The following is a 25530-nucleotide window of genomic DNA, read 5'->3' as shown; positions in this document are numbered from 1 at the left end:
GACTCAATTCCAGATGACTTTTTCGCCGTCGAGCAGGGCGTCGATAACGGTGTCGAGACTGCTGCTGGCAATGTTTTCTTTCAGGTCCTTCTCCAATATTTGCCGTTGTTTCAGAGAAAAATTATCGGCCAGCACCGGTACGCCCCATTTCAATAGCTTGTCGAAATGCACACTGCGCGCGCCTTTGTGGGCCGGGGTTACCCCGTTTTGTACCAGTAGCAGGCGCACGTTATGCCCGGCATCGTAGAGTTGGCCGGCAAGGGCGAACTGGTGCTCGGTGCGGACCTCGGTGAACGGGTCCTGGCTTTGGATAAACAAGTAATCGGACATGGTCACTCCTGATTCAATGGGGCTGGAGGGCAATGGGGTGCGCATCTGCCGGGTTGTTATTGAGTGGGGTGTTATCACGTTCGCAATCGAGTTGCTGACTGCGAATGAGGAAGTCACCAAACGATTCGCCACACTCTCTTTGCTGGGCAAAGGCTTCGAACAACGGAGCAATCAGGTCAATGAAAAGGCTTTCATTGACGTTGCTGGCGTACAGACGGTTGAGTCTGTCGCCGTTAAAACTGCTGCCCAGGTATAAGTTGTAGAGTCCCGGAGCGCGGCAGTTAGGGCAATTTCTGCGAGATAAGGGCGAGCACACCCGTTTGGGTAACCGGTTACGCGCAAGGTGATCGGTACTTGTCTGAGGCCGTACTGCTGTTTGAGGCGATTAAACAGATCAAGCGGGTCTGACATGTAGCGTTCCGCTTCGGCCATGGCCAAACCGCAGGTGGGGAAGGCTACGCAACTGAGCATATGGGCGGCTTGCAGGTCGGGCTTGAGCCGCTGGCTCAGACCTAAATCGTCCAGTCGCCAGCTGATCTGTTCCCGTTCGTGTTCTTCCACGTGGGTCAGCTGCAGGTTCTGGTTGGTGGTCATGCGGATACGTCCGCCGAACTGCTGGAAAAACCCTCCCAGTTGATCTCGCAGGGCGCCATCGACACGGCCATTTTCAAGATGCCGCTGCCCTCGGCAATCAGGATGACCGGAATGTGCGGGTCATCGGGCAAATGGAAGCGGGCGTTGCGGTGCGGATAAATGCGCACGGTGTCACCGGGTTCCAGAGTGAGCAGGTATTGGGAGGCAATGCCGCTTTCCTGCCGACCGGCAATGTCGTAGCGATACGCTTTCACGTTCAAGTGCAGCTCATCGTCGATGTGCTCCAGGCTGTTGGCCACATCGTACAAGCGCGGTTGCAGCGGGCGCAGGGCATCGACCAGGGCTTGCGGGTCCGGTGTGGCGGGCGCCTGACGTAGCAGATCCAGTACCTGGACGGTTTTCAAGTATTGCCGCTGTGCCTTGCTGGGGGCTTTCAATTGCTGTTTCAGAATCGGGCTATCACTCGGCTGCGCCCACTGTTCCAAAAAACGGGTGCTGGGGATGGTCAGGTCTTGATGCTGGCGGAGTGCTTGCACCAATGGCATGGATTCGTCCTGAACAATGACCGGCGCCTCTCCAGATAGATGGCAGGCATCCAGCACGGCGGCGACCAATGCCGGTGGGTTGTCGGCGAGTACCCCGACCGCATCCCCAGGGGCGAGGGAGAAGTCCGGGGATTTCAACGCCAGCTCCAGATGATGGATCGGCGTGGTCCGCTGCGGGTGGCTCAAGTTTAGGTTTTCCAGTACCTCGACACTGAGCGGATGCCTTTTGCTGTAGGTCAGTGCGGAGTGGGCGGGCGCACTCGTTATCGTGGATGTGGCTCCACGCTGATCGCTACGGGGCAGCTGCTCGCGTACGGCTTTACCCCAGCGGGCAGCGGGTTCGTCAAAGTCTACGTCGCACTCCTGACGCGGGTGCAAGCGCGTGCCGCCCAGCGCTTCCAGTCGCTCATCCAGCTGCTGGCCGGTGACACAAAAGTGCTCGTAGCTGCTGTCGCCCAGTGCCAGTACCGAGAACTGCAGGCCTTCCAGGCGCGGTGCATTATCGGCCATCAAGGCGTCGTAAAAAGGCACCACGGGTTCGGGAGGGTCTCCATCGCCGTGGGTGCTGCAAATAAGCAATAGGTGTTTGCGTTTGCTGAGTTGTCGTGTCCGCAATTTGGCCAAGTCTTGCACGTCCACGCGAATGCCTTGCTGGAGTGCCTGTTCGGCCAGCGCTTGGGCGATGCTCTCACTGTTGCCGGTTTCGCCCCCGTAGGCGATAAGCGCGGCATTACTTGGGGTGGGGGCAACCTGTGGAGCGGCCGCCGGCGCGCCGGCGGCCAAGTAGCCACTGAGCCAGAGGGCTTGGCGTTGATCCAATAGGCCTAGCAGTTGTTGAACCTGTTGCCACTGAGGGGCGGAAAAGGGGGTTGTCGTTTGCGGGGGCGTCATGGAATGGGGCGCTCTGGTTATTACCATGACAATGAGTATGAAGGCTCTTTTTTATAGGAAATAATGAAATATAAGGGGATTTAATATCGAAGATGTTGATATAAGTTTGGTTTGAGCTTGTGTGAGGAGCCCCCATTGGATATTGATCTGGCCCGTACCTTTTTGGAAATCGTTCGCACCGGCAGCTTTATGGCAGCGGCGGATCGGTTGCACATAACCCAGACTACAGTTACAGCGCGGGTGCAGAACCTGGAAGGGCAGCTGGGGTGCCGGCTGTTTGTGCGTAACCGCAGCGGGGCGACGCTGACGGATCACGGAGAGCGGTTTGCCAGCCATGCCAGCCAGCTGGTTCAGACCTGGGAAGCTGCCCGCAGGGAGCTGCCGTTACCGCAGGGCGCTGAATCAGTGCTGACATTGGGGGCGGAGATCAGCCTGTGGAATCCACTGCTGCTCAACTGGCTATCGGCGCTGCGGGAGGTGTTGCCGGATGTGGCTTTGCGTATTGAGGTGGGCGAGCCCCGTTCATTGCATGAGCGGCTGGAGCAGAGCGTGCTGGATGCGGTGCTGGTTCATCAGCCGGATTACTGGCCCGGTATGCAGGTGGAGCAGTTGCTTGAAGAGAAACTGATTCTGGTCCGCACCTCCCACACGGCGGAGCCCTATGTATATGTGGATTGGGGGGCGCATTTTCGCCAGCAACACGATGTGGCGCAGCCGGAAAAGGCCCGTGCCGGCCTAACTATGGATTTGGGGCCGCTGGCGATTCAGTACCTAGTGGCTAATGGGGGTAGTGGCTATTTCCGAACCCGTGTTGCTCAGCCATATTTGGAAAACGGGGCGCTGATTCGCGAAACCGACGCCCCCGAGTTCAGTTACCCGGTGTTTCTGGTGTATTCCCGTGCCAGAAAAAGCGTGCAGCTGGAAAGTGCCTTCTCTGTGTTGCAGACCACACTGGATGATCAGCCGCAGTGGTAACAGTGAGATGGCGCTGGGGTGTGAGGATTATAGTGTTTCTGCGCGCCGTTCTATGAGAAACCGCTCTTAAGTGAAAATTCGCGAAAATAATTTTCTCAATAATGAAAACGCCGCTTTCTTTTTTGAGGCTTGCTATATTTATTATTCCGGCTATGGTTGCTTCTATATTCGGTTCAAGCTCAATGTAGGAACGCCGTTGTGTTTTATCTTTTCTCTCTTTGGATGGATTTTCTCCCCACCTTTCCGGTTTAAGCCGGGCGGAACCCGTCCGGCTTATTTTCCGTTTTCGACATCGTTCGATACCCCCCTCTTTTCTTATTAATTTGGTGAACGGTTTATGGCTGCGCTTATGAAGCGTTTGTCGTTGTTTCGCTATGGCTATGGAAAACGCTATTTAGCAAAAACACCCCTGTTCTTTCTTTCGCCGGTTCGGCTCATGGAAGTGATGGAGAAAATTGAGATGTTGCGTGGCGTCGAGAGCGATCTTGCTGCGGCAGCGGTAGGCGATCGCGTTTTTTTATTCAGCCTTGAAGATGAAGAGCAGATGTCTTTCATTTTGGCAGAAGCTGGAAAAAGACCCCTGGATAACAAAGATCTTTCTGTGCTTTCCCCGCTGGGCGCGGCTTTGCTTGGGTCCTTGCCTGGCGCGGTGGTCAATGTGGATTTTCTCGGTCATCGACACCGATATCTTTTGTTGAAAGTAAAAAAACCAGCAGGAAGTAGAATTTTTAACGAGAAGAAGGAGGGTTCTGTTTTGCACGATTTGCCGTAAAGAATACGAAAAAGTATGCAGTCAAATTGAAGGAAAAACGTTATGAGTAAAGAAAAAACGAAGAAAAAACCGCAAAAAACTCTAAAAGAGAAACGACGAGAAAAAAGAGCCAATAAATAATGGCGACAGGGCGCCTTGAGTGCCCTGCTTTAAACTTGTTTGAGCAGGATGCGAAGCTCATCGCTATTATCGGTGAAGTCTGCCAAGTTGTATTGATCTAGAGTCTGAAGAAAGGCGGCTTGGGCTTTGCCTAGTGCGTTTTTCAGCTTGCAGGCAGGGTCTATTGGGCAAGACGATTCTGTGCCAAAACAGTCCAGTAGTTTGAGGTTTTCTGTCTGCCGTATCAGCTCCCCCACGTTTATCTCGTTTGCAGGTTTGGCCATTACCAAGCCGCCGCTCCTGCCTCTTAAACTCTGCACATAACCCAGTTGTACCAGTGTCTGTGCAACCTTGGCTACGTGGTTGTTGGAGATGTGGTACGCATCGGCGATTTCCTGGATGGTGGTTGGGAGCTTGTCATGCCGTAGGGAGAGGTAAATGAGAGTCCGCAGGGCGTAGTCCGTATGTGTTGTGAGTTGCATGGCTTGACCTCCAAAAAATGAGTATCTAATATGCCCATTTAAAAGAGGCATGTAAAATGCCTATTATTGGTCGCCAACAGGAGTCACGCCATGCTTACCCAGAGCCAACTGGCTGTTATTAAACAAACCGTTCCTGTGCTGCAGGAAAATGGAGAGACGCTCACTCGGCATTTCTATGCGCGTATGTTTCGGGAAAACCCGGAGGTGCAAGCGTTTTTTAATCCGGCCCATCAGCAGGCCGGAACCCAGCAGCGCGCTCTGGCTGGTGCTATTTGTGCCTATGCCCAGCACGTCGATAACCCGGCTGCACTGGCGGATGCCGTGGAATTGATTGCCCAGAAACACGTTTCTTTGGGGATTCAGCCACAGCACTATCCCATTGTTGGTGCAAACCTGCTGGCCTCCATTCAAGAAGTGCTGGGGATCGATGAATCGTCGGAAATTATTGATGCCTGGGCGGCGGCTTACGGTGCACTGGCGGATATTTTTATTGGGCGTGAAGGAGCGCTGTATCAGCACCAGCAAGATACTTTCGGATGGCAGGGTTTCAAGCCCTTTGTTGTCGCTCGCCGTGAGCAGGAAAGTGAGAATATTGTTTCTCTTTATCTTGCTCGCCAAGATGGGGAGGCACTGCAGCCACATCAGCCTGGCCAGTACATTACTGTGCGGGTGACGCCGCCGGGTGGGCTACCGGTAATGCGTAACTACAGCTTGTCCTGTGCGCCGGGGGAAAGCCATTACCGAATTAGTGTGAAACGGGAGCGAGCCCTCGCTGACGAAGCGCCCGATGGGGTGTGCTCCGGTTATATCCATGAGCATCTTCAGGAAGGTGATGTTGTCGAGGTGGCGCCACCCTGTGGTGAATTTACCCTGGCCGATGCGAATGCTGAGGGAGTGCCATTAGTGTTAGTTGCCGGTGGGGTGGGCGTCACGCCGCTGCTCTCGATGCTACATGGGGCGCTGGCTCACCAACAGGGTCGTGAAGTGATCTTTATCCAGTGTGCCCTGAATGGCGCTGTTCGGCCTTTTGCTGCAGAGTTGCAGCAGTTGGCGGACAACCACGATAACTTGCATTGTCATGTTCGTTATAGTGAGCCGTCTGCCCAGGACCAGGAGAAGGTTGACTTTGACAGCACAGGGTTTCTGGATTGCGCATTGCTGGATCAGCTGGTGGGCGATCGCCGCGCAGAGTATTATTTTTGTGGTCCGGTACCGATGCTCAAAGCGGTGTATGGGCTGTTGCAGGATAAAGGTGTGGACGATGCCGATATCCATTATGAGTTCTTTGGACCGGCAGAAGGACTTGCGGCGTAAATAGCAAGCTGTTGCGGATTAGCGTGCAAACCCACTGTGCCAACTTAATCGGTAGGAGGGCACACTCAACCACGTGTTAGCCGTTTTTGATATGACGCTAAAGCTAAAGGCTTGGCCGCGCTTAACATTCAGGGCGCGGCCTTTGTAAGTAAGAATCAATGAATCAGTTTTGCGTAGCCGCCGTTTAATTCAATACCTCAACCACGCCTTGATTGCTCATCAGTGCTACGCGGTTTCTACCGGAGCCTTTTGCCTGATAAAGTGCTTCGTCCGCCATCTTTAACAGCTGTCCGCCATTTTCTGCATTGCTGTCCGAGCAGGCGACCCCGACACTGATGGTAACTACTTGGCTGATCCGGGAGCCGCTGTGGGGGATTCCGAGCTGTTCTACCCGGTTACGCATGCGCTCGGCAAACACCAGTGCATCGTTGAAGCTGGAGTCCGCCAGGGTAATGACAAATTCCTCGCCACCATAGCGAGCGACGAAATCGGTATCGCTTTGCACCATCCCCAGCGGCACACTCGCTACTTTTTTCAGGCACTCGTCCCCGGCTGGGTGGCCATAGGTGTCATTGTATTGTTTGAAGAAATCGATATCGAACAATATCAGGGTAATGCGCTCGGGGGCATCCGGGGTTTTTTGTTTTAGCTGGTGATAAAGGTGGTTCAGGCGGCTTTCCATTCCCCGGCGATTAATACAGCCGGTCATGCCGTCGACAGTGGCCTGATTTTCCAGCACCAGATTGGCGGAGTGTAATTCATTTCTGTGCTGGAATAGCACGTGTTCGGAGAGAAAGTACTGGCGCAGAAGCCGTTCGTAAACATATTGGCCGAACAGCCCAGTGCAGGTAAAGGCCAGCGAGACCAGCACCAAGGTGGTTGGTTCAAAGGGGTACCGGCCGGGGTTGAGCTGCAGGCTAAAGATCATGCAAGCAATCATGATCGCCGAGCTGCCCAGTGCTACATAGAAGGGCACTCTGATCAAGATGCAGATCATCAGGATAGCCAGTGGTGTATGCAAGAAAAAGGGATAGGACAATGAGGGCTCAATGGTGACGCCTAGATAATTGCCGGTGAGCGAGATGGCAAAAGCGAGCACTAGAGTGGCTTCGTGAAGCCAGTTGCGCCACTGAGGTTTGCGCAGCAGCACAAGGCAGCCACCGGTGAGCATCAAGGTGAACAGCCTTGACCGCCAGGAAAAGCTTAAGACATCGACAGAAATGCGTGACTCAATAAACATGGCGGAGACAATAAGGAATGCCACTAGAGCCAGGGCCCAAGGCGTAGACTTAGCCGCGCTGGCCCGGAAGTAGAGGCGGAAGTCCTTTTCCAGCGGTTTGGGCAAGCGCAGATGCCACGGTAACGTAATATCGTTGCCGGTTGGCAATGGCGTGTGGTTCTGGTTTGCAGTCACAGCGGTAAAGACTCCTGTCGGTCCATGAATCGGTGACGGCGTTTTTTGAGCATCATGTAGTCATCATAGTGCAAAGTGTTGCCGAACAGATAATCGCCGCGTGGTTAGTAGCGGCGTATTGTAGGGACAGAAGGCCGGTTGTCGTTAGTCTTGGCGCGTCAACTTAATCCAAAAGAGCTAATAGTGCTTGTTGCTTGCTCCGGGAGAGTTGGCGAAAGCGTTCCAGTAATGCGGTTTCTTCATTGCCCTGTGGAACGGGGGTTTCTGTGTGGGGCAGGGTTTGGGGCCAATTGTCCAAACTGTGCTCCAGACGGGCAATAATTTCTGCATTCATGCTGCGATGGCTATCATTGGCTGCCTCGGCGACCTGGTTTCGCATGCCATAGGGAAAACGAACCACGAACTTTTCAGTCCGCGTGGTTGCGTTGTTTGTCATATTAACCTCTGAATCACGCCTACTTACATATGGCTGGCGCACGAGGCTTGCCGGCCTATGACAACAGAGCAGGCTGTGCTGTTATCGGGATACAAGCTGCAGGCTGTTGCAATACCTTGAGGGGTGGACACATCGCAATTTTCTTACGGGAACACCTTTGGTACTCAGTTTTTGTGTTTCGTATGGAGCATGGATTGCTAGGCTGATAAAAAATGAGCACATAAAGCATTTGCATCAGACAGCCGAACCTTACGCATTTTTTTGCTTTAAAGCGATACTAGCAGCGTGCCAGTATTGCAATTTGTTAATGCTCGCTACCGTAAAGGCTATTACGGGGGAAAAGGTGTGTTCATGTGAACCGGGGACACGATGTCAGCGCGGATCATACAGTGTTACAATTTCTTTTACTGATGTAAGAATGGGCGGCTATTCACTTAATGAATATTGGGGCGGCAGATTTGAATCTGCTCAAGTATCTGGATGTGCTCTTACGCGAGCAGAATGTGACTCGTGCAGCGGAGCAGTTAGGCATTACTCAACCGGCAATGAGTAACTCCCTGAAGCGGCTGCGGGAATTGTTTGGCGACCCGCTGTTGATCCGTACTAGTGATGGTATGACTGCGACGGAACGAGCCCATGAGTTGCGGCCGCTAGTGCGTCAAATTCTTTCTCAGGCAGAGCAGCTGTTCACCCCCGAAGATGTTTTTCAGCCTGCGGATAGCCGTCGTGTTTTCCGGATCATGACCAGCGATTATGCGGAAGCGACCCTGGTGCCGCATATTGTGCGCCGCCTGCGTGCCGAAGCGCCCAATGTGGTGCTCGATTTTTTGACGCCGTCGGATGTGAGCTACCACGACATGGAGCAGGGCCGGGTCGATATGGCGGTGAACCGCTTTAACGAAATCCCAGGATCGTTCCATCAGGTGAGCCTGTGGAAAGACTCGTTCTCTTGCCTGCTCAATCGGGATAACCCCATCGCGAAAGGGTTCGACTTAGATAGTTATCTGTCTGCTCAGCATATTTGGGTGTCGAAAACTGGTTTCGGGGTAGGGTTTGGTATGAACCCGGAAAAGCTCGGCGGGTTGGGGTGGATTGATCATGCGCTGGAGCAATTGGGCACGAGCCGTAAGATCAGTATCTTTACGCGTCACTATCAAATGCCGGCCTTGTTGGCCATGAACAATGACCTGGTAGCCACGCTCCCTAGCCGTGTGGCAAGAATGCAGGCTCAAAATGAGCGTTTGCTGATCAAGCAACCGCCGTTCGATATTCCCGAATTCGAATTGAAGATGGCCTGGTCGTCGCTGCTGCATCACAACGTAGCCCATCGCTGGCTGCGCCGGCTAATTCAGGAGGAAGCGGAGCGTATTCTGGCAGAGGAATAAGAGACGTTACGCGTGCCGAGCTGAACGTTGAAAACACGAATTGGTGTGTTGTCGGCCTTGTAGCGTTTTGTTCGTGCGCCATGGCCGAGGTGCGAGCTGTGCACTTCGGCTTGGCGCTCCATCGGTAGGGATAGGGTCGTTCCCTTGCTATTAGATTACCGGCGTGCTGCTGAGCCAGCTATTGTGGGTCTTGCCCGGCATGTTTTCGCCGGCGTCGGCAATGGCTCCTTTACCTACGCCTTCGAAGGCCCGGACACGAAAGTGTTTGCCCGGGGCTTCGGTGGCCAGTTGATTGGCAATGTGGGTCGCCAGCTGCTCTACGGTGGTGTCTGTATCGATCATGTAGCAGTGATCTTCCGGGATCACCAGTTCAAAATACCCCTGCTGTGCATCGTAGCGGAATCGGTGATGGGGGATTTCGTCGATATAGTAAGTGCCTTCCAGGTCCTCTTCGGTGCCTAGATAAATATCTTCCCAGCGATCCGCCCACAGCTTTTCCCAGTAACGGCTGCGGCGGCCATTCTCGAAAATGTGGATATTGGAACGGTGGCCGTGAGCAATGCGCTGGCAGTTGCCATCATGTTTTTTTAGACCGTGTGAATAGTGGTAAAACGGCGCGGTTCCAGTATCTTCTTCGCGCAGAACTACGCGCACTTCCTCCACATTTTTGGGCACTACGGTTTGGATCAGGTCCATCAGATACAGGGTCAGGCTGGCCTTGGTGACTTCCGGGCCGGCCATTAAAAGTAGGCTTTGGTTGGGGGCGATCATACGGATGGTGCCGCCACGATATATCCACTCAAGGCTGATGTCTTTATCGCGCTCAGTAATAGTGACCTGGTCACTGTCGACCGGAACCAGTAGGCGGTGATCGACATTGTCATCAATGAGCTGTTTGATTTGCTTCTTGATGTGGCCAAAATCGAAGACCATGCCCTGATCATCTAGCTCGCCGCTGAGTTCTAGGTCAACAAGCCATGATTCACCCACCATACCGCGCTTGGAATGGAGGTAAGAGAAATCGGCGACAGTTAAATTTTCGACAAAAAGAGTGGCCATGCTATTCCGGTGATGATGGTGGGTTTAGACAGGCCACTATAATGCCATTATTCTGGGCTGCCGCTAAGGTGCACTGTGGTCCACAGCGAACATTTTACGAGCAGTTATCGCCGTAGCTGTGAACCGGGGCACACCCGATACACAGTGAAATGCACATCATGAGTACCAATGCCCTGCTTTGGTCTAGCGTTACCCAAGGAGTGAAAAGACAATGGCTGAAACCCTGTTCTCCAAGATCATCGACCGTGAAATTCCTGCTGATATCATCTTTGAAGACGACCAGTGCCTGGCTTTCCGGGATATCAACCCGCAGGCGCCTACGCATTTTCTGGTGATTCCCAAGAAGCCGATTGCTAAGTTGTCTGATGCTGAAGAAGCCGATCAGGCGCTGCTTGGGCATTTACTACTGGTGGCCAGCCAGGTGGCCAAACAAGAAGGGCTGGAGGATTTTCGCTTGAACGTGAATAACGGCGCCGGCGCCAGCCAAACTGTATTTCACCTGCATGTGCATGTGCTGGGTGGGCGTTCGTTTAGTTGGCCGCCAGGCTGATCTCCTGGTCGCGTGTAGGTCGACCAAGACCGTTTAATTCCCTTACCGGAGTACCTAAAATGGCGCGCCGTTTGCAGCGCAGTGCGGTGAACAAGGTGTGTGAGTTGCTGTTGCTGGGCCATGCCTTGGATACGCTGAATGCTATTGTTGTGGAACTGAGAGCGCACGGGTACAACCACGCATCCCGCACGGCCATTGTCCGCCTGGATGCCAAGCAGGATGGGGTGCTCCGGCAGTGTGCCCACTCAGCCGATGGGGTATATCGCGATACGGTAGTGTTCCCCTCTCTTGAACAGGAGTGGTCTGCGATGCGAAAGAACCTGGGGTATCGATGGGCGGGTAGTGCGCGGTGAATTACCTCGCCCACCTATCCTTGGCGCAACCTACGGTATCATCGAAGGTTGGCAATGTGCTTGGGGATTTTATGCGTGGAGTGGACGTTAGTGAGCTGACGGGGCCACTGCGCCGAGGCCTGGATAACCACCGTCTGGTGGACCACTTTACCGACCACCATCCTTGGGTTACCTCGCAGCGTCGAACCTTTTCGTCTGGCCGCCGCCGTTTTGCTGGGGTGGCACTGGATGTGCTGTTCGACCATTTCCTTTGGCAGCATTGGGTGCGGTTTTATGACGTCCCCAGAGAACAGGCTATTGCGCACCATTACCGCCAGCTTGAACAGGGATTGCCCTTAATGCACGGGCCCATGCAGCAGCGGGTAGAGCGATTGATCGCGTTTGATTTGCTCAATCAGTACGGTGATTTGACCAAGGTTGGCGAGGCGCTGGATGTGATCGCTGCGCGGATTCGGTTTGCCAATTCCTTCGGTGGCATCATTGAGGAAATCGGGTCACGTTATCGGGAGTTGGAAGAAGGGTTTCTGACGTTTTACCCCCAGTTACAGGCGAAGGTTAGGGAGAGCGGGCTGGAGTGAGGGCGCTTTATTGACAAGCCTCACGTTTCACGCTCCAGAGAGCGCGACATTTTTTCAACAAAAGGGCTGCGCCAAGACTTCGGACGCTGCCCTTCTGTTTCAGAGCTTTTTGCTCTCTTGCGTGTTGCAGCTTGTCGTTGGCAACTCCCCTTGGCTTATAACGCAGGTATACCCAACTCGGCCATGGTGTCGTAATACAACTCATCAGCCAAGCTGCTATTGCGCGCCCGGGGCGAGCGAAGAGCCGTTTTATGGTTAGCGAAATATTCCCCGGTGATGCCTACGTATTGTTTGTCTAAGGCCAGGCTTACCGGAAGCGAAGCGGCTTTTTCCGGGGTGGTGAGCGTAGGGCGAATGAGCGCCATAATGGCGTTGGGGACGTGGCGAAAAATCGGGGTGTCCACGCCGCCGGGGTGCAGAGCGTTGCTGGTAATGCCAATTTCTTTCAGACGGTCTGCAAGCACATTGCTGAACAGGATGTTGGCCAGTTTGGACTGCCCGTAAGCATCCATAATCAGATAGGGTTTGCGGCCCTTCCACGTTTTCTTATTGATGCGGCCTAGCCAATGAGCCACAGAAGCCACATGGAGGATGCGCGGTGCGGTGCCTTTTTTTAACAGCGGCAGCATTAGGTGGGTGAACAGTACTGGAGCGAGATAATTCACTCCGAACTGCATTTCATATCCGTCTTTGGTGAATTCCTGCCGGGTCGGGACCACGCCGGCATTGTTGATCAAAACATCAATGTGTCCCAGTTCTTGATAGAGCTGAGCCGCGCAATCACGGACTTGTTCAAGATCTGCCAGATCCAACGGAAATAAGCGTATTTTTGCCTGCGGATGAGCATTCTTGATTTTGGCAATGGCGGCTTGGCCTTTCGTTTGGTCGCGGCAGGCGAGGATGACCTCTGCGCCGCGCGCGACGAGTTGTTCTGCCGTGCAGAAACCAATGCCGGAATTACCGCCGGTGATGAGTACGCGTTTGCTCATGGCTATGGATGCCCTTTTTCCTGTTGGTGTGTTGCCAGCTTAACAGGCCTCACAGGGCGGGGGTGGAGCCGGTCAGGCCATTTTTTGTGTTTTTCTGTGGTGTTTGGCTTCGGGTAAGCCATTGTGCAATGTCCCTGCAAATTCGCTGCCATTCCTGGCTCTGAAGTAACAGGTGTGGCGCTTGCGGGTAGAAACGGTATTTCCCTTGGTTGTTAGCAGATAAATGCTGGCGCAGATTCGTAATGCCGGCCTCGGGGACGGAATGGTCATTGCCTCCGTACAGCAATAGGGTGGGGATGTTGAGGTGGTTAGCGGAATCGCTGGCGCTGTCGGCTAGCTTGATCAGGCCCCAGTAGGCGTCCATGCGTACCTCACGCATAACGCGGGGGTTCTTGGCCAGCCGTTGCGCACTGAGGGGCGACAGGCTAGGGTCGTCAGCTCGGCGCTCCACGGTCAGTAGGTAGCCAGGGGCTAGAGTGGCAGCGGTTGCGATAGCTGCATTCCAGCCGTAGCGGAAGGGAATGCCTTCGCGCACTGCAGGCGCGGCCAGCACCAGCCCAGCGAGTTTGTCCCGTTGTTGTTGGGCGGCCAATATAGCTACAGCACCGCCTAAGCTTTCACCGAACACAAACAGGGGCTGCGGGTATGCCTGGTGCAGTCGACGAATTTGTGTTGCTGCGTCGTCAACCAGTTGGTGCTCACCTGCCCAGCGGCTTTGTTTTTGTCGGTCGCCGAACCCTGCCTGGTCATAGGCCACAAACAGATAGCCGGCGTCCGCGAACCAGGGGCCAACCTGTTCAAAGGCCGCGCCGAAATCACCAAAACTATGTAAGCCTAAGATGACACCCCGAGGCGGGCCAGTAGGCGCCCACTCGCGCAGCGTATTGGTGAGGAGCTTAGGTATACTGCTGCCCTTGGGTGGTTTTTCAGAGTAAAAGCCACACGCAGCCATCAGTGCCCCAATAAAAAGAATAAGAGAAAAGCGAATAACAGGATGAGCAGAGCGGAGAGTCATGCCATGACCATAGCAGTGTCGTTGCAACGGCGAGTGAATGTAGCCCTTTTTTCTTTGGTGTTAGTCGCTAGCTCTTCACTGGCTTCACGTTGTGAAGCGCAAGACGTGCCATCGGTCCCGATGATGGAATTGACAGTGACGGCCTCGGCCTATAATTCACTGTATGGGCAGGGGGCGGGAAGCGACCATGCGTTGGCCGCCTGGGGCGATCGGTTAAAACCGTGTATGCAAGTCATTGCTGTGTCCCGTGATTTGATTTCAATGGGGCTTACGCACAATGTGGAAGTTACCATCGAGGGCTTGCCTGGTGTTTGGCAAGTGAAGGATAAGATGCATCGCCGCTGGAAACGCAAAATTGATATTTATATGGGGGAGGACTTGCAGGCTGCACGTGAATGGGGGCGCCGTAAAGTCAAAATCCGTTTCCCTCGGCCGAAGGAGTAGTTGCAAGCTGAAAATTACAGTAGGTATAACTGGTTTCAGCTTTCAATGCACAGGAGCCGAGGCCAGACCTTGGCCATGGCTCCTTTATTTTTAATCCTTATTATCTTTTCCGTCGTGCGGCAGCTTAACGCTTACGACGTTTTTATTCGCGGCTAAGAAATGTCATGGTCAGCTTGGTGGAAACACTGGGCAATACCTTGTCCATCAACTTAATTAACTTAAATGTGCGGCCTACAGGATTGTGAACCGGCACGTTTTCATTTGCGGCTTGCCAGGCTTTAGCGGCGATGTCTTCGGCGGTGAGATTGACGCCCAAGCGGTCCACTACCGGGGCGCGGAAAATGGCCCCGTCGATCATCGGGGTCTTCACAAAGGGGGGCATGATATCCACCACGCGAATACCCTGGCGTGCCCATTCGATATTGAGGGCTTCGGTGAGTGCTCGCACGGCAAATTTGCTGGCGGAGTAGGACGCTAGATGCGGCACCCCGTAGAGCGCAGAGGCGGAACTCATGTTTATCACTACGGGCTCAGTGCTCAGTTGTAGATGGGGTTGAGCCGCCAAGGTCATGTTGATCAACCCCATCACATTGATATCAATGATTTGTTTATGCTGCTCGGCACTGATGTCTTCGAAATGCCCCATGCGCAAAACCCCTGCGCAGTTGAAGAGCACATCAAAGCCCTTGCCTTGAGAAAAGCTCTCGCAGGCTTTCTGGCAGGCGGTTGCTTCGGTTACATCCAGACGCTGATACCAGCTGCCATTCAGTTCTCTGGCGAGCTTGGCTAGGGCGGTTTCATTGATGTCGGTAAGGCCCACCTGCCAGCCCTTGTTATGGAAGAAGGTGGCGGTGGCCAACCCAATGCCGCTAGCTGCGCCAGTAATCATGATGCGTTTCATGCGTGAGCGTCCTCTTCATGGTCATGGATGGCATGTTGGTGAATAAAGCGTGCGCAGGTCATCAGAGCGTGATCCGAGTCTGCAAGTACACCCGCGTGTAATTGAAAATCGTGCCAGCGTTGCGGGTGAATCTGTAGCCGTGTTGGGGTGCCCGCTTCGTTTAAAGCAGCGCACAGACGGTGGCTATCATTAAGCAGAATTTCATCGCCGCCGGCTTGGATTAGCGTGGGGGGCAAGTCACTTAGTTCGCCGAACAGCGGGGAGCACTGGACATTGCGGGTATCATTACCCGCATAGGCGTCAGCCGCGCTGGCTAGCCAGCTATGGCTTAGCATGATATCTCGGTCGGTGTCGTAAAGCTGTCCCAAGGTTAGGTCAACCCAGGGGGAAAAAAGAATAACGCTGCTGGGTAGCGGCTTACCGCTGGCTTTTAACGCTTGCAGCGTGGCCAGTGCTAATCCGCCTCCAGCGGAGTCGCCCATCAACGTTAGAGAGCCGGGGCTTACGCCGCTCTCTAGCAGAGCTAGGTAGACCGCGACGGCGTCTTCGATGGCGGCAGGGCAGGGGTGTTCCGGAGCGAGCCGGTAATCCGGCACCACCACATGGGCATTGGCGAATTTGGCTAGGTGCGAGGTAATGGACTTGTGGCTGTCCGGACTCCCAGCCACGTAACCACCGCCATGTAAATAGAGCACGGTAGTTTGTGCATGCAACGGCTGGTAGTGGCGGCAAGGTACATTGGCTAACGCGTTATCGTGGCTGCCGATGCCTCGGGCTTTGAGGGTACTGTGGGCCATAATGTCTAGCCAGCGCCGCTGTGCAGTAAAGCTGAAGCGTGGATTGGCAACGGGTTTGAATAGTAGTGCCAGGGATTGGCGTAGCGTGCCTGCCAGTACTTGTTGCAGTGTCGACTGGCTACGGCTGATGCGATCAACAAACAGGCTCATAGGGATTTGTACTCGTAGTCGTTGAGTTGCAAGTGTTGGGTTTGGCGGCGGTAGTCAAAAGTGAAACCGGGCCAGTTGTTGGTGTTCTTACCACTATCGGTTTTGTACCAGCTGTGGCAGCCCTTGTCCCAAACGGTGTCGCTGATTTTGCGCTGCACGTTATCGTTGAAACGCGCTTGTACGCTCTCGCGTACTTCCATGGAATGAAGCTGTTGGTCGTCCATTTCTGCCAAGCATTGTTGAACGTAATGGATTTGGCTTTCCAGCATGTAAATAATCGAGTTATGGCCCAGGTTGGTGTTGGGGCCATAGAGCATGAACAGGTTTGGAAAGCCTCGTACAGTAATGCCGAGGTACGCTTCTGCACCGTCCCGCCAGGTGCTATTCAGGTCTTTTCCGTTGCGGCCAGTAATGGTCATTGGAGTAAGAAATTCGGTGGCCTTGAAGCCGGTACCGTAAATGATTACATCCACTTTGTGGTGGGTGCCGCTACTATCGGTGAGGCCTTTCTTATCTACCGCATCAATACCGTAGTTGATCACTTCCGTATTCGCTTGGGCTAGCGCAGGGTAATAATCGTTGGACATCAGGATGCGCTTACAGCCCATGGGGTAATCTGGGGTTAGTTTTTCGCGCAGTACTGGGTCTTTAATCTGTTTTTTCAGTTGTCGGGCAAAGAGCCATTCGTAGACGAGCATGGCTTTTTGGAAGGAGGTAAACCCCAGCACCCGTGCTTCATTGGCGGCATAGATACGCATGCGATCCAGGGTTTGTGTCACGGGCAACTTTTTCAGCATCCAGTGTTCGGCCTTGCGGTAGGCGCGATCCGGTTTGGGAATCACATGTGCTGCAGAGCGCTGGAACAGTTTGACCTTGCCGGCCACCTTGGCAATTTCGGGAACAAACTGAATGGCGCTGGCGCCGGTGCCGACCACGGCTACGGTTTTACCGGTGAGGTCCTCATCGTGGTTCCAGCGAGCACTGTGAAAGTGCGGGCCCTGAAAGTCTTCAATTCCTGAAAGTGGTGGGTAGGCGGGTTGGTTGAGCTGACCGGTGGCAGTGATCAACGCTCGGCAGGTGATGACCTCGCCGTTGGTCATGGTGATTTCCCATAAGCCGGGTTCATCCAGAAAACGCGCCTCTGCCACTTCTGTGTTGAAGCGTATATGGCGGTATAGATCGTATTTGCGAGCGCAGTATTGCTGGTAGGCAAAAATCTCTTTTTGCTGGGCGAAGCGACGGCTCCAAGGGTAGTGGCGCTCAAAAGAGAAGGAGTACAGATGGGAAGGCACATCACAGGCGGCACCGGGGTAGGTGTTATCGCGCCAGCAGCCCCCCACGTCGTGGCCCTTCTCAATAAGCAGCAGATTATCTTGGCCTTGAGCTTTTAGGCGAATAGCCATGCCCAGCCCGCCGAAGCCGGCACCAATAATGACCACGTTGTGCGTTACTTGCATGGGAAACAATCCGGTTAATAACGTTGCCATCCACTCTAGCGATACATAAACGCTTTGTTTATGGCATTCTGGGACATAAATTTGTGAAATACGGACATTATGGCGGTACAGAGAGCGATAACCAGCGTGCGGATGCAGGTGGCCTTTGCCGAAGAGCAAGGCGTGCCGGCCTCTGTGTGTCTGCACAATTCGGGGATTGATTTGGCGATGCTGGGCCAAGCAGATTGCACTATTGGTGCGGAACAGGAGCTCACGGTGGTACGCAACTTGTGCCGGGCTCTGGGCAACCATGCAGAGCTAGGCTTAGCCATGGGGCAGCGTTACCACCTGAGTAGCTATGGAGTATGGGGGTTTGCGTTGTTGAGTAGCCCCACCTTTCGTCAGGCTGTTGAGCTGGGGCTGCGCTACCTAGACTTAACATTTGCTTTTCTGGATGTCTCTCTCCAGCAGGAGGGGAATGATGCCTTGCTGATTTTGGATGACAGTGGCGTGCCGGAAGAGGTTCGCGAGTATCTGTTGGCCCGGGATGCCAGTGCGGTGATGATGATTCAGGAAGAGTTGTTTGCCGGGCGGGTTCCCTTGTCTTCACTGGAAATACGGTTGCCGCCGCGAACGGCGGCCACCTTCGAATCTATTTTTGGACTGGTGCCGGAATTTGGTCGTCCTCGTAGTCAGGCGCGTTTTGCTCTGGGCCTGCTTGATATGCCACTGCCCCAAGCCAACCCGGTCACGGCGCGTTTATGTGAAGAGCAGTGTCACCAGTTATTGGTGCAGCGTTATCGCAAGGGCAGCGTGGCGGCGCAGGTGCGTCGGCGGTTATTACAACAGCCGGGTCGCTTTCCGGATATGGAGGCGATGGCACAGGAGCTGGCGATCACCAGTCGTACCTTACGCCGTCATCTGCAAGCGGAGGGTACAGGTTATCGGATGTTGTTGGATGAAGTTCGGCAGATGCTGGCGGAGCAATGGCTCACTCTTGGCATCCTCAGCCTGACTGAAATCAGCGAACGTCTGGGCTTTTCGGAGATAGCCAACTTCAACCATGCCTTCCGCCGCTGGACCGGGCAGAGCCCGGGCAGGTTCCGCCGTGAGCGGCAGGGATGATGGGTTCTACCATGACAGCCATTCTTAACAGCGCTGTTGTGCTTGTTGAGCTTTGTGACGGCGGAGATAAGCCCGTTTTTTTTATGGCATTGCGGGTAGCTTCATTTCTCCTTCCTTGTCGAAGGATAAAGGGATCGGTACCCCGGCCACCCGTGATTTGCCCACTAGCCAGTATTGCAGTGGCTGGTCTTGGTTCTGCTGAATTTTCTGTAATTGCTGCAGGCTGCCCAGCAGACTTGTGGTGATGGCGGTCGTTACTTTGGTATCACCCATGGCCGGCAAGGTAATGCTTTCGTTGGTGAGCCCGCGGGCAAACTTCTCCCCGTTCACGTAGATCTCATAGTCCAAGCTGTTGAGCGTTAGCTCCCGATCGTTGGGGTTTTGGACCCGAAGCGTCAGCCCCCACTCCTGCTCAAACAGGCTGAAGCTGTTCAGATTAATACCGGAGACGCTAACCTCTGGAGACTCTAGGCCAGCGAGGCTCTGGCAGCCGCTCAGGATCAACAGGCCCATGGCGACCCACAAGGAAAGCACTTTCTTCATTCTTCACTCCATTGATATACGTTGTTAGCAGGCAGTTAGAGACCAGCATAACCGGAAAGTTGCGAGAGTGGGGGTGAAAGGCGTGCGCAGATGAACGCGGTATGTGCGATAGCAAGAGGAGGATAATGCGTGCCGGACGGCCCGATCGCCAACCGCACCACCGCGCCCCTTGCGGGGCGCCTGTGGTGCGGCATCCTAACCGGGCCGCCGGCACGAGGACCGAATGACTTAATCATCCGGCTACATGGATGATCGCGTGATCGTTAGGGAGAAGGCAAGTACCCGATGTTGCAGATTTGTATCTGGTAGGCCATGGCCACCACAATAGTCAACGCCGCCTACCTATAGTGAGTACTCTGAAAAGCGCCCCTAGAACGATGTGGATAAATGCTAAAACGGGGGGGCACAGACGCCGCGCTTTCAGGTGCAGCAAGCCAAGCAGGGGCGCGATTGACAAGATTGGCTCGCTCCTGTGGGGAGTGAGCTTATTCCGGCGGCTTTTGGGGCTGTGGTATTAGAATGACAAGCGTGAAGCGCCCGCTGAAATACGGGCCTTTATAGGTACCGTTGACTCCGAAACGCTCTCTTGGCTGCGCTGCAATCTGTGTGCACTTTCAAGAGAGCCTTTGGTGTCTTATTTAAAACGTGTGGCTCGCGGCTGCCTCTATAGAGAATCCGTCAACAGGATCCCGAAGCTGTAGCGGTTCTCATAATTGTCGTAATTAATCAGTGAATCCCCGTACCCGGAGAAAACCTGCACCAAGCCTTTGAAGCGTTTGCTTAGCGGGAATGAGTAATTGAGGCGGCCTGCGCCCTTATTCTCCGAACGTAGATTGTTGCGTAGCATCAGTTCGACCACGTGGTTGCCGAATGGGTGTGCGACTTCCAGTTCGAAATTGCCCATGTACTTTTCGATATCCGGGTTGTCGTCACCGCCGGCATCTGTGGGGGAGTCTTTTTTATCTTCAGGAATGCGATACCAAGGTTTGAAGGACCAGTAGTAATCCCCTGTCTTGAACACATAGTTCATGAAGATACGGTTCCAGCTACGTGAAACGGGCACATCCTGGCCGTTGGACTGATGGTTGAACCCTAGCGCCAATAGCTCCGAATCTAGAGGTCCGATTTGCCAATCAATCGGTTTGGTAATGAATAATTCCGGCTCGTAATTGGCTTCACGGAATGGGGCCGAGAGGTCACTGTTGTAAGCCTGCCAATAGAACGTGCCGGTAAAGGCCATCCAAAGGGTAATGTCATCGAAAATCTTTTCTTTGATAGGGGCTTTCAGCGATAACTGAAATTTGACCTCAGAGGGTTGTAGATCACTGTCCTTCTTGGTGGGGTCGTTCCACTGCCGATTGGACCAGTAACTATACGGCATCAGGTAGTTTCGGCGATGAGGGGTGATGACAAAGGGATTGCCGCGGGTGGTATTTTCCAGTGCCAGCCTGGCTCGCAGGGCGTTCTCATGGCTACTGATTCTCTCTTGTTCTTCGCCGTTCGTACACCAACCGCGCATTTCGTGCAGTGTTACATTGCCATTAGCGGTCTGGGCACTGCGTAACAGACAGTTATTGAGCTTTTGCTCTTCTGTCATGTTGATGGCTGGGCTGTCGGGTACAGGAGGATCGTTATTGGCCGGCTCCTCGGCGCAAAGAAGGGAGCTGGCCAGCGCTAGGGCGAACATAAGGCGGATATGCATGAGGGCCTTCCTGTGGCGAGGAGTAGTGGAGCTAAATGTTATAGTGACAGGGCTTCTTCATCACTCATGGCGCGTGCCTGCTCTTCCAGCATGACCGGTATGCCATCGCGCACCGGATAGGCTAAGCCGCTGGCTTTGCACTTTAACTCTGCGGTTTTTTCATCGTAGATCAACGGTGCTTTGCTGACCGGGCAGACCAAAATATCCAGTAGATTGGGATCAAGCATTTTCACCACTCCTAAACGGTAATGTCGCGAGTATACCGAAACCTCGGCGGGTTGAATGCCTATCGCAAGCAGACCGATGCTTTTTTACGATTTCCTGGTAATTGTCTTTGAAAACAGGGCGGTTAGCGGGCAAACATTAGTTTCAAACGCTTGTTTGACTTGCGGGTCACAAATAGGGGTGGAGACGTGCCGGAAGCCTGACCTAAGATTAGCCCACTTAAAAGAGTGGCGAGCCACGGCCCGCCTCATTGTTACCGGTAATTTAAGGGAGATTTGAGATGCCGGATTACAAGGCTCCCCTGCGCGACATGCGCTTTGTACTGAATGAAGTGCTCGACCTGGATGGCCACTACGCCAGCCTGGGTTTGGACGATATCAATAGCGAACTGCTGAATGCTTTCCTGGAAGAAGGCGCCAAGTTTTCTGAAAACGAACTGGCTCCTCTAAACCGTTCCGGTGATGAGGAAGGCTGTGGTTTCGAAAATGGTGTGGTGACCACGCCGAAAGGCTTTAAAGAAGCCTACGTCAAATACGTAGAGGGTGGCTGGCCGGCCATGGGTGGCGATCCTGAGTTCGGGGGCCAAGGCCTGCCGGGTTCTGCCGGTATCGCGATATCAGAAATGACCGGTTCTGCCAACTGGTCCTGGAGCATGTACCCGGGCCTGTCCCATGGTGCGGTTGCCACCATTGAAGAACACGGCACTGAAGAGCAGAAACAAGGGTACTTGCCCAAGCTAACCAGTGGTGAGTGGACCGGCACTATGTGTCTGACTGAGCCTAGCTGTGGTTCTGACCTAGGCATTCTCAAAACCAAGGCCGAGCCTAACGACGACGGATCCTACAGCATCACCGGCACCAAGATCTTCATCTCCGCCGGTGAGCATGACATGGCTGAGAACATCATCCATATCGTCCTGGCTCGCCTGCCGGGTGCTCCGAAAGGCACCAAGGGCATTTCCCTGTTCATCGTGCCCAAGTTCATGACTGACGGTAACGGCAGCGTGGGTGAGCGCAATGCGGTGACCTGTGGTTCCATCGAACACAAGATGGGTATTAAGGCTTCTGCTACCTGTGTAATGAACTTCGACGGTGCGACTGGTTACCTGATCGGTCCGGAGAACAAAGGTTTGAACTGCATGTTCACCTTCATGAACTTCGCTCGCCTGGGTACTGCTATTCAAGGTGTTGCGCACGCTGAAATTGGTTTCCAGGGCGGGCTGACCTACGCCAAGGAACGTTTGGCCATGCGTAGTCTGTCTGGACCTAAGAACCCGGAAGGCCCGGCTGACCCGATCATCGTTCACCCAGATGTGCGTCGCATGCTGCTGACCTCCAAGGCATTCGCCGAAGGTGGCCGTGCACTGGTTTACCTGTGTGCCCAGCTGGGCGACAAGGTGAAGCTGGAGAAGGACGAAGCGGCCCGTAAAGAAGCCGACGAACTGATGGCGCTGCTGACACCGATCGCCAAAGCGTTTGTGACCGAAACAGGCCTGGAAGCTGCTAACCACGGTGTGCAGATCTACGGTGGTCACGGCTTTATTCGTGAGTGGGGCATGGAGCAGAACGTTCGTGATGCCCGTATCTCTACTCTGTACGAAGGCACCACCGGTATTCAGGCGCTGGATTTGTTGGGCCGTAAGGTGTTGATGACCCAGGGCCAGGCCCTGCGTAACTTCACCAAGATTGTGCACCAGTTCTGTGAAGCCAATGGTGAGAATGGCGACCTTAAAGAATTTGTTGAGCCGCTGGCCGGCTACAACAAGGAATGGGGCGAGCTGACTCAAGCCATCGGCATGCAGGCCATGCAGAATCCGGAATACGTGGGCGCCGCCTCGGTGGATTACCTGATGTACTCTGGTTACGTGACGCTGGCCTATCTGTGGGCGCGCATGGCATCTGTCGCGCAAGCCCAGCTAGATGCTGGTGCTGGTGATGAGGACTTCTACAAAGCCAAGATCAGTACTGCGCGTTTCTACTTCAAGCGCATCCTGCCGCGCGTGGCTGGCCATAAAGGCGCTATCGAAGGTGGTTTGGACTGCATGATGGACCTGGATGCCGAGCACTTCGCATTCTAAGTCTCTCCTGCTGATAAAAAACCCGCCTTTATGGCGGGTTTTTTTTGGCTGCTTGACCGCTGGTTGAGGCAGAGAGCATGCCGTAGGGTGCGTTGGGTTTAGTTTCAATCTCACTGCGGCCCTTCTTCGGCGCTGATGGGATTGATGCGAAGGAAGACGGACGTTTTCCTGTAAATCGTGTGCTTACTATTATCCTGGGTATAGTCATGCTCAAGGGAGTGTTCAACGTGGCCGTGTCGAAACAGTGTCATAAGGTGGCTGCAGGTCATATCTGGCCTGGGTCTTTTGCAGCGAGCGTTTGCTGAATGCATGCTGTTGTGACATTTCAGGAGTGTGCGCAATGCTTAAAATCACCGCCTGGCGGTTGCTGGCAATATTGTCCGTGGTGCTTGGGGGGATTGGTGTAGTCATCCCTGGTTTGCCCACGGTGCCCTTTTTGTTGCTGGCCGCCTGGGCAGGGACTCATGGTTGGCCTCGGCTGGAAGCTTGGTTGCTGGGGCACCCTAAATATGGCCCCAGTATCCGTGACTGGCGAGAGCATGGCGCGGTGTCGCGTCGGGCCAAAATCGCGGCGTCTGCAATGATGTTGCTCAGCGTAATGATGATTGCGGTTTCTGAGGCCCATGTTGCGTTAAAGCTGGGCGTTCCGGCGACATTGATGGTGACTGCCGCGTGGCTTTGGGCTCGCCCGGAGCCTGCAGCTAAGCAGGGAGATAAGAGCGGGCGCGCCGATCGATAGTGCCGACCCGCCTGCTTTATTGTGCTGAGTAAAAACGGTTACACCACCCCTTGGGCGAGCATGGCATCTGCCACTTTGACAAACCCAGCGATATTTGCACCCCGGACATAACCGGTGGTGCCGTCCACGGTTCCGTACTCAATGCAGGAATGGTGAATGCGCTGCATTATAGAATGCAGTCGCTCGTCCACCTCTCCAGAGGTCCAGTTTAGTCGTAAACTATTCTGGCTCATTTCCAGTCCCGACACCGATACCCCGCCTGCATTGGCGGCTTTGCCGGGCGCAAACAATATATGGGCATCCCGGAAGATGTCTATGGCAGCGAGGGTGCATGGCATGTTCGCCCCTTCGGCAACAACCTGACAATTATTTTTGATCAGGGTGCGGGCGTTGTCCTCGTCAAGCTCATTTTGGGTGGCGCATGGTAAAGCAATATCACAGGGGATGTGCCAGGGGCGCTGGCTTTCCAAGTATTCAGCATTCAAATATTGAGTCGCTTCGCTGAGACGCGCTCCGGGCTTATTTTTCAACTCGGTAATATGAAGAAGATCTTCTTCGGTCATTCCTTGTGGGAAAAACAGGGTGCCGCTGGAGTCAGAAAGAGTCAGCACCTTGCCGCCTAGATCGAGTACTTTCCTGGCAGCAAATTGGGCGACATTGCCAGAACCGGAGATCAGGGTTTTTTTCCCTTCTAGCCCGCTATGGCGTGTTTTCATCATTTCTTCAACGAAATACACGCAGCCATATCCGGTGGCTTCCGGGCGTATTCGTGAGCCGCCGAAGGCGAAGCCTTTTCCAGTAAAGGTGCCGGTGAATTCGTTGGTGAGCTTTTTATACATGCCAAACATATAGCCTACTTCCCGAGCACCGACCCCGATATCGCCGGCAGGAATATCCAGGTTGGGACCAATATGGCGATAGAGTTCGGTAATAAACGCCTGGCAAAAACGCATAATTTCAGCGTCAGATTTGTCTTTGGGGTCAAAGTCCGCGCCCCCTTTACCTGAACCCATAGGTAGGGAGGTCAGCGAGTTTTTAAAGGTTTGCTCGAAGGCGAGAAACTTCAGGATGTCCAGATTAACCGATGGATGAAAGCGTCGCCCGCCTTTGTAGGGGCCGATGGCGCTGTTCATCTGTACCCGATATCCACGATTGACTGGACCTGACCGTTATCATCTTGCTAGGCGATTCTAAATTGAATCACCCGCTCGGGTTCAACAAGCCTTTCCAGTAGGCCCATGGATTGATACTTTGGCTGCAGTTTGAGGAATGGCCATAGTGAGCGCAGAACCTCTTCGCTGGCTTGGTGGAAGGCGGCTTGTTCCGGGTCGCGCCGTTTTATCTGCTGAAGAAAACTCTCTAACCCTGATGTCATATTGGAATCCTGAGCGTCTGAGTGGTGAGTGGTTTTAATTGGTGCGCTATGGCGCACCAATTTGATGCGCTTAGGGGGTACTGTTTGTCTCGGGCTAGGCAGTCAGTGGTGTGCTGAGAGCTGGTTGCAATGCCATAAAGCAAAATACGTAATGTGAACGCTGGGTCACAAATAAGCCTGTCACCCAGCTGCAGGGCTGCCTAAAATTCGCATCCTGCCAACTTTCGGGAGACGT

Annotated in this window: 26 protein-coding genes and 1 pseudogene; 11 read left to right on the top strand and 16 right to left on the bottom strand. The window is 54.0% G+C overall.

What is annotated here, in order from left to right:
- Positions 1 to 3: 3 nt before the first annotated feature.
- From ABO_RS10920 to ABO_RS10910, 3 genes are all read right to left on the bottom strand, one after another.
- Entirely contained in the window at positions 4 to 330 is a 327-nt protein-coding gene (locus tag ABO_RS10920) for a DsrE family protein (protein WP_011589405.1), read from the bottom strand.
- Between the two features lie 171 nt (positions 331 to 501).
- Positions 502 to 963 (bottom strand): hypothetical protein, encoded by a 462-nt coding sequence (locus tag ABO_RS14295; protein WP_231860991.1) that lies wholly within the window; start codon positions 961 to 963, stop codon positions 502 to 504.
- The gene (locus ABO_RS10910; protein WP_148201456.1) at positions 921 to 2360 is read right to left on the bottom strand and encodes a diflavin oxidoreductase; all 1440 of its coding nucleotides are present in this window, start codon (positions 2358 to 2360) and stop codon (positions 921 to 923) included. The genes ABO_RS14295 and ABO_RS10910 overlap by 43 nt, the downstream gene beginning before the upstream one ends.
- Positions 2361 to 2495: 135 nt before the next feature.
- Between ABO_RS10910 and ABO_RS10905 the strand changes: the two genes are divergently transcribed.
- Together ABO_RS10905 and ABO_RS10900 are read left to right on the top strand one after the other, a co-directional pair.
- Positions 2496 to 3335 (top strand): LysR family transcriptional regulator, encoded by an 840-nt coding sequence (locus ABO_RS10905; protein WP_011589401.1) that lies wholly within the window; start codon positions 2496 to 2498, stop codon positions 3333 to 3335.
- A 337-nt stretch (positions 3336 to 3672) separates the two neighbouring features.
- Positions 3673 to 4107, top strand: coding sequence for a GreA/GreB family elongation factor (locus ABO_RS10900; protein ID WP_011589399.1), 435 nt, complete (start codon positions 3673 to 3675; stop codon positions 4105 to 4107).
- Between the two features lie 149 nt (positions 4108 to 4256).
- Here ABO_RS10900 and ABO_RS10895 read toward each other — a convergent pair whose 3' ends face one another.
- Positions 4257 to 4688 (bottom strand): Rrf2 family transcriptional regulator, encoded by a 432-nt coding sequence (locus tag ABO_RS10895; protein ID WP_011589398.1) that lies wholly within the window; start codon positions 4686 to 4688, stop codon positions 4257 to 4259.
- 90 nt (positions 4689 to 4778) lie between these two features.
- On the opposite strand from ABO_RS10895, the gene hmpA reads away from it, so the two are divergent.
- On the top strand, positions 4779 to 6002 hold the full coding sequence (hmpA, locus tag ABO_RS10890; RefSeq protein WP_011589397.1) for an NO-inducible flavohemoprotein: 1224 nt from the start codon (positions 4779 to 4781) through the stop codon (positions 6000 to 6002).
- Positions 6003 to 6186: 184 nt separating this feature from the next.
- Here the strand turns inward: hmpA and ABO_RS10885 are convergent, their stop codons facing one another.
- Complete coding sequence (locus tag ABO_RS10885; protein ID WP_011589396.1) at positions 6187 to 7416, bottom strand: GGDEF domain-containing protein; 1230 nt, start codon at positions 7414 to 7416, stop codon at positions 6187 to 6189.
- A 163-nt stretch (positions 7417 to 7579) separates the two neighbouring features.
- On the bottom strand, positions 7580 to 7852 hold the full coding sequence (locus ABO_RS10880; RefSeq protein ID WP_011589395.1) for an Arc family DNA-binding protein: 273 nt from the start codon (positions 7850 to 7852) through the stop codon (positions 7580 to 7582).
- A 437-nt stretch (positions 7853 to 8289) separates the two neighbouring features.
- Here ABO_RS10880 and ABO_RS10875 point away from each other — a divergent pair, with 437 nt between their 5' ends.
- Positions 8290 to 9237, top strand: a complete 948-nt coding sequence (locus ABO_RS10875) for a LysR family transcriptional regulator (RefSeq protein WP_011589394.1) — start codon at positions 8290 to 8292, stop codon at positions 9235 to 9237.
- 150 nt (positions 9238 to 9387) lie between these two features.
- Here the strand turns inward: ABO_RS10875 and ABO_RS10870 are convergent, their stop codons facing one another.
- A complete protein-coding gene (locus ABO_RS10870) occupies positions 9388 to 10296 on the bottom strand; it encodes a 6-pyruvoyl trahydropterin synthase family protein (protein ID WP_011589393.1) in 909 nt (302 codons plus the stop codon).
- A gap of 211 nt (positions 10297 to 10507) precedes the next feature.
- Here ABO_RS10870 and ABO_RS10865 point away from each other — a divergent pair, with 211 nt between their 5' ends.
- The 3 genes from ABO_RS10865 to ABO_RS10855 all read left to right on the top strand — a co-directional run bounded on the left by ABO_RS10865 (position 10508) and on the right by ABO_RS10855 (position 11777).
- A complete protein-coding gene (locus ABO_RS10865; RefSeq protein WP_011589392.1) occupies positions 10508 to 10846 on the top strand; it encodes a histidine triad nucleotide-binding protein in 339 nt (112 codons plus the stop codon).
- 59 nt (positions 10847 to 10905) lie between these two features.
- Positions 10906 to 11199, top strand: coding sequence for a GNAT family protein (locus ABO_RS10860; RefSeq protein ID WP_186326991.1), 294 nt, complete (start codon positions 10906 to 10908; stop codon positions 11197 to 11199).
- Between the two features lie 71 nt (positions 11200 to 11270).
- A complete protein-coding gene (locus ABO_RS10855) occupies positions 11271 to 11777 on the top strand; it encodes an acyl carrier protein phosphodiesterase (protein ID WP_011589391.1) in 507 nt (168 codons plus the stop codon).
- 155 nt (positions 11778 to 11932) lie between these two features.
- Here ABO_RS10855 and ABO_RS10850 read toward each other — a convergent pair whose 3' ends face one another.
- Both ABO_RS10850 and ABO_RS10845 read right to left on the bottom strand, forming a co-directional pair.
- Entirely contained in the window at positions 11933 to 12766 is an 834-nt protein-coding gene (locus tag ABO_RS10850; RefSeq protein WP_011589390.1) for an SDR family oxidoreductase, read from the bottom strand.
- A gap of 49 nt (positions 12767 to 12815) precedes the next feature.
- The gene (locus ABO_RS10845) at positions 12816 to 13781 is read right to left on the bottom strand and encodes an alpha/beta fold hydrolase (protein WP_231483352.1); all 966 of its coding nucleotides are present in this window, start codon (positions 13779 to 13781) and stop codon (positions 12816 to 12818) included.
- Between the two features lie 3 nt (positions 13782 to 13784).
- Between ABO_RS10845 and ABO_RS10840 the strand changes: the two genes are divergently transcribed.
- Complete coding sequence (locus tag ABO_RS10840; protein ID WP_011589388.1) at positions 13785 to 14225, top strand: 3D domain-containing protein; 441 nt, start codon at positions 13785 to 13787, stop codon at positions 14223 to 14225.
- 142 nt (positions 14226 to 14367) lie between these two features.
- On the opposite strand, the gene ABO_RS10835 is transcribed toward ABO_RS10840, so the two are convergent.
- The 3 genes from ABO_RS10835 to ABO_RS10825 are packed head-to-tail and all read right to left on the bottom strand — an operon-like array spanning position 14368 to position 17530.
- Complete coding sequence (locus ABO_RS10835) at positions 14368 to 15126, bottom strand: SDR family oxidoreductase (RefSeq protein ID WP_011589387.1); 759 nt, start codon at positions 15124 to 15126, stop codon at positions 14368 to 14370.
- Positions 15123 to 16073 carry an alpha/beta hydrolase gene (locus ABO_RS10830; RefSeq protein WP_011589386.1) on the bottom strand — a complete coding sequence of 317 codons (951 nt, stop codon included), beginning with the start codon at positions 16071 to 16073 and terminating at the stop codon, positions 15123 to 15125. Before ABO_RS10830 ends, ABO_RS10835 begins: the two co-directional genes overlap by 4 nt.
- Positions 16070 to 17530, bottom strand: coding sequence for a flavin-containing monooxygenase (locus ABO_RS10825; RefSeq protein ID WP_035458801.1), 1461 nt, complete (start codon positions 17528 to 17530; stop codon positions 16070 to 16072). The genes ABO_RS10830 and ABO_RS10825 overlap by 4 nt, the downstream gene beginning before the upstream one ends.
- A gap of 99 nt (positions 17531 to 17629) precedes the next feature.
- Here ABO_RS10825 and ABO_RS10820 point away from each other — a divergent pair, with 99 nt between their 5' ends.
- A complete protein-coding gene (locus ABO_RS10820) occupies positions 17630 to 18634 on the top strand; it encodes an AraC family transcriptional regulator (protein ID WP_011589384.1) in 1005 nt (334 codons plus the stop codon).
- Between the two features lie 81 nt (positions 18635 to 18715).
- On the opposite strand, the gene ABO_RS10815 is transcribed toward ABO_RS10820, so the two are convergent.
- The 3 genes from ABO_RS10815 to ABO_RS10805 form a co-directional block, all read right to left on the bottom strand.
- Positions 18716 to 19177 (bottom strand): LEA type 2 family protein, encoded by a 462-nt coding sequence (locus ABO_RS10815; RefSeq protein WP_011589383.1) that lies wholly within the window; start codon positions 19175 to 19177, stop codon positions 18716 to 18718.
- A gap of 664 nt (positions 19178 to 19841) precedes the next feature.
- Positions 19842 to 20879 (bottom strand): phospholipase A, encoded by a 1038-nt coding sequence (locus ABO_RS10810; RefSeq protein WP_011589382.1) that lies wholly within the window; start codon positions 20877 to 20879, stop codon positions 19842 to 19844.
- A gap of 38 nt (positions 20880 to 20917) precedes the next feature.
- Positions 20918 to 21106: a Trm112 family protein gene (locus ABO_RS10805; protein ID WP_035458796.1), complete on the bottom strand. Its 189-nt coding sequence runs from the start codon at positions 21104 to 21106 to the stop codon at positions 20918 to 20920.
- A 278-nt stretch (positions 21107 to 21384) separates the two neighbouring features.
- Here ABO_RS10805 and ABO_RS10800 point away from each other — a divergent pair, with 278 nt between their 5' ends.
- Complete coding sequence (locus ABO_RS10800; RefSeq protein ID WP_011589380.1) at positions 21385 to 23181, top strand: acyl-CoA dehydrogenase C-terminal domain-containing protein; 1797 nt, start codon at positions 21385 to 21387, stop codon at positions 23179 to 23181.
- Positions 23182 to 23521: 340 nt separating this feature from the next.
- Positions 23522 to 23920: a YbaN family protein gene (locus ABO_RS10795; RefSeq protein WP_035458791.1), complete on the top strand. Its 399-nt coding sequence runs from the start codon at positions 23522 to 23524 to the stop codon at positions 23918 to 23920.
- 38 nt (positions 23921 to 23958) lie between these two features.
- Here ABO_RS10795 and gdhA read toward each other — a convergent pair.
- Positions 23959 to 25295: pseudogene (gene gdhA / locus ABO_RS10790) on the bottom strand (NADP-specific glutamate dehydrogenase).
- Positions 25296 to 25530: the final 235 nt, after the last annotated feature.

This window comes from Alcanivorax borkumensis SK2, from assembly GCF_000009365.1.
In the GTDB taxonomy this organism is placed as follows: Bacteria; Pseudomonadota; Gammaproteobacteria; order Pseudomonadales; family Alcanivoracaceae; genus Alcanivorax; species Alcanivorax borkumensis.
The sequence above is the reverse complement of the archived record's forward strand: the minus strand, read 5'-3'. Positions and strand labels throughout refer to the sequence as shown.